Annotated in this window: 4 protein-coding genes and 1 pseudogene; 1 reads left to right on the top strand and 4 read right to left on the bottom strand. The window is 61.9% G+C overall.

The genetic code is table 11. The annotated features are described in order from the left end of the window. Positions 1 to 844: benzoyl-CoA 2,3-epoxidase subunit BoxB (gene boxB / locus WAQ08_RS07380; RefSeq protein WP_422190496.1), on the bottom strand; the 844-nt coding region annotated here is incomplete at its 3' end. A 137-nt stretch (positions 845 to 981) separates the two neighbouring features. Beyond that, positions 982 to 1,362: a hypothetical protein gene (locus WAQ08_RS07375; RefSeq protein WP_139019393.1), complete on the bottom strand. Its 381-nt coding sequence runs from the start codon at positions 1,360 to 1,362 to the stop codon at positions 982 to 984. Positions 1,363 to 1,424: 62 nt separating this feature from the next. Here WAQ08_RS07375 and WAQ08_RS07370 point away from each other — a divergent pair. Continuing rightward, positions 1,425 to 1,622, top strand: a pseudogene (locus WAQ08_RS07370) (LysR family transcriptional regulator); the annotation flags it as partial. Between the two features lie 90 nt (positions 1,623 to 1,712). Here the strand turns inward: WAQ08_RS07370 and istB are convergent. Next, entirely contained in the window at positions 1,713 to 2,609 is an 897-nt protein-coding gene (gene istB / locus WAQ08_RS07365; protein ID WP_422190493.1) for an IS21-like element helper ATPase IstB, read from the bottom strand. Continuing rightward, a complete protein-coding gene (gene istA / locus WAQ08_RS07360; RefSeq protein ID WP_422190491.1) occupies positions 2,602 to 4,128 on the bottom strand; it encodes an IS21 family transposase in 1,527 nt (508 codons plus the stop codon). Before istA ends, istB begins: the two co-directional genes overlap by 8 nt. Between the last annotated feature and the right edge of the window lie 215 nt (positions 4,129 to 4,343).

Below are 4,343 nucleotides of genomic sequence, written 5' to 3'. Positions count from 1 at the left end.
GCTCGCACGTGCGCTGGACGATGCGCCCGAGGCCCGTCTCGCCGACGAACATGTGGTGGGCTTCCTCGGTCAGCATGAAGCGGCAGCTGCGCGACAGCGGATCGAAGCCGGACTGCGCCAGGATCTCCAGCTGCATCTTGCCGTCGCGGTCGGTGAAATAAGTGAACATGAAGAACGACAGCCAGTCGGGAGTGCGCTCATTGAAGGCGCCCAGGATGCGCGGGTTGTCCTGCTGGCCGCTACGGCGCTCCAGCAGCGCCTGCGCCTCCTCGCGGCCGTCCTTGCCAAAGTACTTGACCAGCAGATAGACCATGGCCCACAGGTGGCGGCCTTCCTCGACGTTGACCTGGAACAGGTTGCGCATGTCGTAGAGGCTGGGCGCCGTCTTGCCCAGGTAGCGCTGCTGCTCCACCGATGCGGGCTCGGTGTCGCCCTGCACGACGATCAGGCGCTTGAGCAGGGCGCGGTACTTGCCCGGCACTTCCTGCCAGACGGGCTCGCCCTTGTGTTCGCCGCAGGGAATGGTGCGCCCCTCGACCTTGGGCGCCAGCAGAATGCCCCAGCGGTACTCGGGCATCTTCACGTGGCCGAACTTGGCCCAGCCGGACGGATCGACGCCCACGGCGGTGCGCAGATACACGTCGGCATCCTGAAACCCGTCGGGCCCCATGTCCTTCCACCATTCGAGGTACTGCGGGTGCCAAGTCTCCAGGGCGCGCAGCAACTGCTTGTCGGACGACAGATCCACGTTGTTGGGAATGCTTTCGTCTAGCCTGACCTCGACGAAGTTGTCGGCGCGCACTGCCTCGGAATCTTCGGTCAATGTATCCAATGTCTCGCTCATACTTTTCTCTCCTGTGGTTGGATGACAACGGCGGGCTTACACACACGCCTTTTTACAATATTGCAAAATAATGCATTCATCTGATGATTAACGTGCATTAATATGCATCTTCATGTGGATTGAGCATTTGATATAGATCAGAGGTTGGACCGGGCGGCACAGGTTTGTAAATCGCCGTTGATCTCGCCTACATACGCGCAGAACGGCGCTGTTGTTGCAAGCCGCAGTGGTCGATTGGTTCGCGCTTGAATGTGCCGCTCTATCGCGAAGGCGGCCGATGTCGGCGCGTGGTACAGATGCAGCCACACGAACTGAAACAGCAGGAAGAGCCGCAGGTCGAATCCCGTATACGAAGCGCAGGCGATCCCTACCAGTTGGCGCAGGCATGCAACGAGGGCGGCATCGCTGACTTCATAGACGAGGGCTGTTTGAATGCGCCCTACACAACGATCAACCAAGTGATCGGCAATGCGCCGTTGGGTACGGAAACAGAGGACGAAAGCACGACGAAGTAACACGCCAATCCGACAGGTTTTGCCAAGCTGTCAATGGCGCACCGATGAACGGAGGAGAAAAGGCAATGGAGCTTCGGCATCTGCGCTGTTTCCTTGCTGTCGCCGAAGAACTGCACTTTGCGAGAGCGGCACAGCGGCTGCACATTGAGCAATCGCCCTTGTCGCGTGCGATCAAGGAACTGGAAGAGGAATTGGGCGTGCAACTTTTCGCACGCACGACACGCAGTACCAGGTTGACTCATGCCGGCAAACTGTTCACGGATTGTTAGTGCCAGTGCAAACGTGATCAGCAGTGCCAGTCGAACATTGACCAGGGGCTAGAGCTGGTTCCATTTGAAGCCAACTGTGGATAACTATAGGGTGGATGCTTCGGTAGGTCCTCCTTTTTTTGAACTCGTGGTTGGTATTGCCGAGCCGTCAGGCGAGGCCCCTTCCTCCGCGGTCTCGCTAACCTGGGCCGCTGCTGCCTTCCTGGTCTGCTCACGGGCCTTGATGCGCCCCTTGGCTTCGTGCGTGCTGTGGCGGAAGCGGTAGGACTCGTTGCCCGTCTCGATGATGTGGCAGTGATGGGTCAAGCGATCCAGCAACGCAGTGGTCATCTTGGCGTCGCCGAACACCGTGGACCACTCCGCAAACGTCAGGTTAGTGGTGATCATCACGCTGGTGTGCTCGTACAGCTTGGACAGAAGGTGGAACAACAAGGCGCCACCGGCCTGGCTGAAGGGCAAGTAACCTAACTCGTCGAGCACGACCAGATCCATGCGCACCAGACTCATGGCGATGCGTCCGGCACGGCCCTGGCTCTTCTCATGCTCCAGGGCATTGACCAGATCGACCGTGGAGTAGAACCGCACTCGCTTGGCGTGCCGGGTGAGCCCGGCAATTCCCAGCGCCGTGGCCAGGTGGGTTTTGCCGGTGCCTGGGCCGCCGACTAGCACCACGTTCTGCGCATCCTGCGTGAACGAGAGGTCCGCCAGTTTCTGGATCAACGCGCGGTCGACCTGCGCGACGGTGAAGTCGAACCCAGCCAGGTCGCGGTGCATCGGGAAGCGCGCCGCCTTCATCTGGTGGGCGATGGAGCGCATCGCCCGATCAGCATCTTCAGCCTGCAGCAGGTGCTCCACCAGCCAGCGTGATGCGGCCAGGGTCGTATCGCCACCTTGCTCCGTCAGGTCGGCCCAGGCCGTGGCCATGCCGTTGAGCCGCAGCGCCTTCAGTTGGGCCTGTACATCGATGGAGGTCTCACGCATGATCGACCTCCTGCTCATGGTCCGTGTGGGTGGGGCGCAGCCGGTCATAACGCGCGGTGTCGGCTTTGGGAGCCTGGGTGAGTTGCAAGGACGTCTGCGCCTGCGCAGGCGTGGCCGGGTTGTTCAAGCGGGCCAGCACGTTGCGCACGTGCTCCACGCTGATGCTGCCACTGGGGGCCCTGCCTTCGAGTACCAGCTCGATGGCCACCAGCACCGCTTCCAGCCCGGCCTGCGGCACCACGGCCAGCACCTGTGCCATGACCCGGTCTCCTCCAGGGTGCCTGAGCAGCGACTGGCGCAAACGCAGCAACGGCGCCGGAAGGTCCAGGAACGGCGTGCCATTGCGCAATGCGCCCGGTTTGCGCTGCACCAGGTCGATGTAGTGCTGCCAGTCGTAGCTGGTCTGGCCACTGCCCGGCAGCCGGGCATGGCTGGCTACGACGGCATCTGCGGCCGCCACATCGATTCGTTCGGGATAGACGCGGGTGCTGACGATGTGGCCGGCCCACTCGCACGGCACGGAGTAACGGTTGCGCGCGGCGGCCACCAGGCAGGTGCTGCTGACCCGGGCCAGCCGCTCGACATAGCCGTTGAAGGGGGCCGGCATGGACATGAGGTGAGGCTTCTCCAACTCCCACATCTCGGCCACGGTGAACTGTCGGTGGATCGGATGCGTGGTGTCGCTCCACACCGAACGACACCGCTCGCTCAGCCAGGCATTGAGTTCGATGAACGAGCCGAAGCGACGGGTCGCGGCTTCGATCCAGATGCGCCTGCGGCTGTCCTGCACGTTCTTCTCCACCACCCCCTTCTCCCAGCCCGAGGCGACGTTGCAGAAGTCGGCGTCGAACAGGTAGTGGCTGCACATGGCCGCGAATCGAGCGTTGACGGTGCGCTGCTTGCCACGCTGCACCTTGTCCACGGCGGTGCGCATGTTGTCGTAGATGCCGCGCCGGGGGACGCCGCCAAGTGCCTGGAACGAGCGAGTGTGGGCGTCGAACAGCATCTCGTGGCCCTGGCTGGGGTAGGCCACCAGCCAGAAGGCCCGGCTGGCGCACAGCTTCAGGTGCGCCACTTGCACGTTGTAGAACACGCCGCCGACGACCATGGCTTCGACGCTCCAGTCGAACTGGAAGGCCTCGCCCAGCTCGAAGCTCATCGGAACGAACGCCTTGGCCGGACTGGCAGCCGACTCTATCCGCCAGCGACGGATGTAGTCGGTGACGGCGCTGTAGCCGCCTCGGTAGCCCTGGGTCTGTATCTGAGCAAACAAGGCACGGCCGCTGCGCCGTCCCTGCTTGGGGCGATGGCTGTCGGTTGTGAGCGCTTGATGCAGGATCGGCTCGAACGCAGTTAGCTTGCCATCGAGCTTCACCCGCTCGTACTTCGGGGCAACATCGCCGGGCGCCTTGAGCCACTTCTTGACCGTGTTGCGCGACAGGCCCGTGCGCTTTGCGATCTCGCTGAGGGAGAGTTGGTCGCGCAGCCTCATGCGCCTGACCTTGCCAATCATGTCCATGGTGATCACCTTGAATCCCTGCTGAAATTCTCAGCAGGTCAGTGGAACACCCTGGTCAATATTGGATTGGTACTTTGCGGTTTAGCTGGTCAAGATTGCATCGGCACCAACAGCAAAGGCTTCAAGAAAGTGGCAGCCTTGCTGGGTAACGATAGACGGGCATAGTGTTTCTTGGACTCTGCCTGCCAACGCTCGTCCGTGAAGAACAAGCGCGC

Origin of the sequence: Aquabacterium sp. (assembly GCF_049274795.1) — a bacterium.
Taxonomy (GTDB): Bacteria; Pseudomonadota; Gammaproteobacteria; order Burkholderiales; family Burkholderiaceae_C; genus Aquabacterium.
This window is presented reverse-complemented; position numbering and strand designations above follow the sequence as displayed.

Bases quoted from the DNA above. Each gene is read 5' to 3' on its own strand.
- istB (WP_422190493.1), bottom strand. From the start codon at position 2,609: ATGCGTGAGACCTCCATCGATGTACAGGCCCAACTGAAGGCGCTGCGG.
- istA (WP_422190491.1), bottom strand. From the start codon at position 4,128: ATGGACATGATTGGCAAGGTCAGGCGCATGAGGCTGCGCGACCAACTC.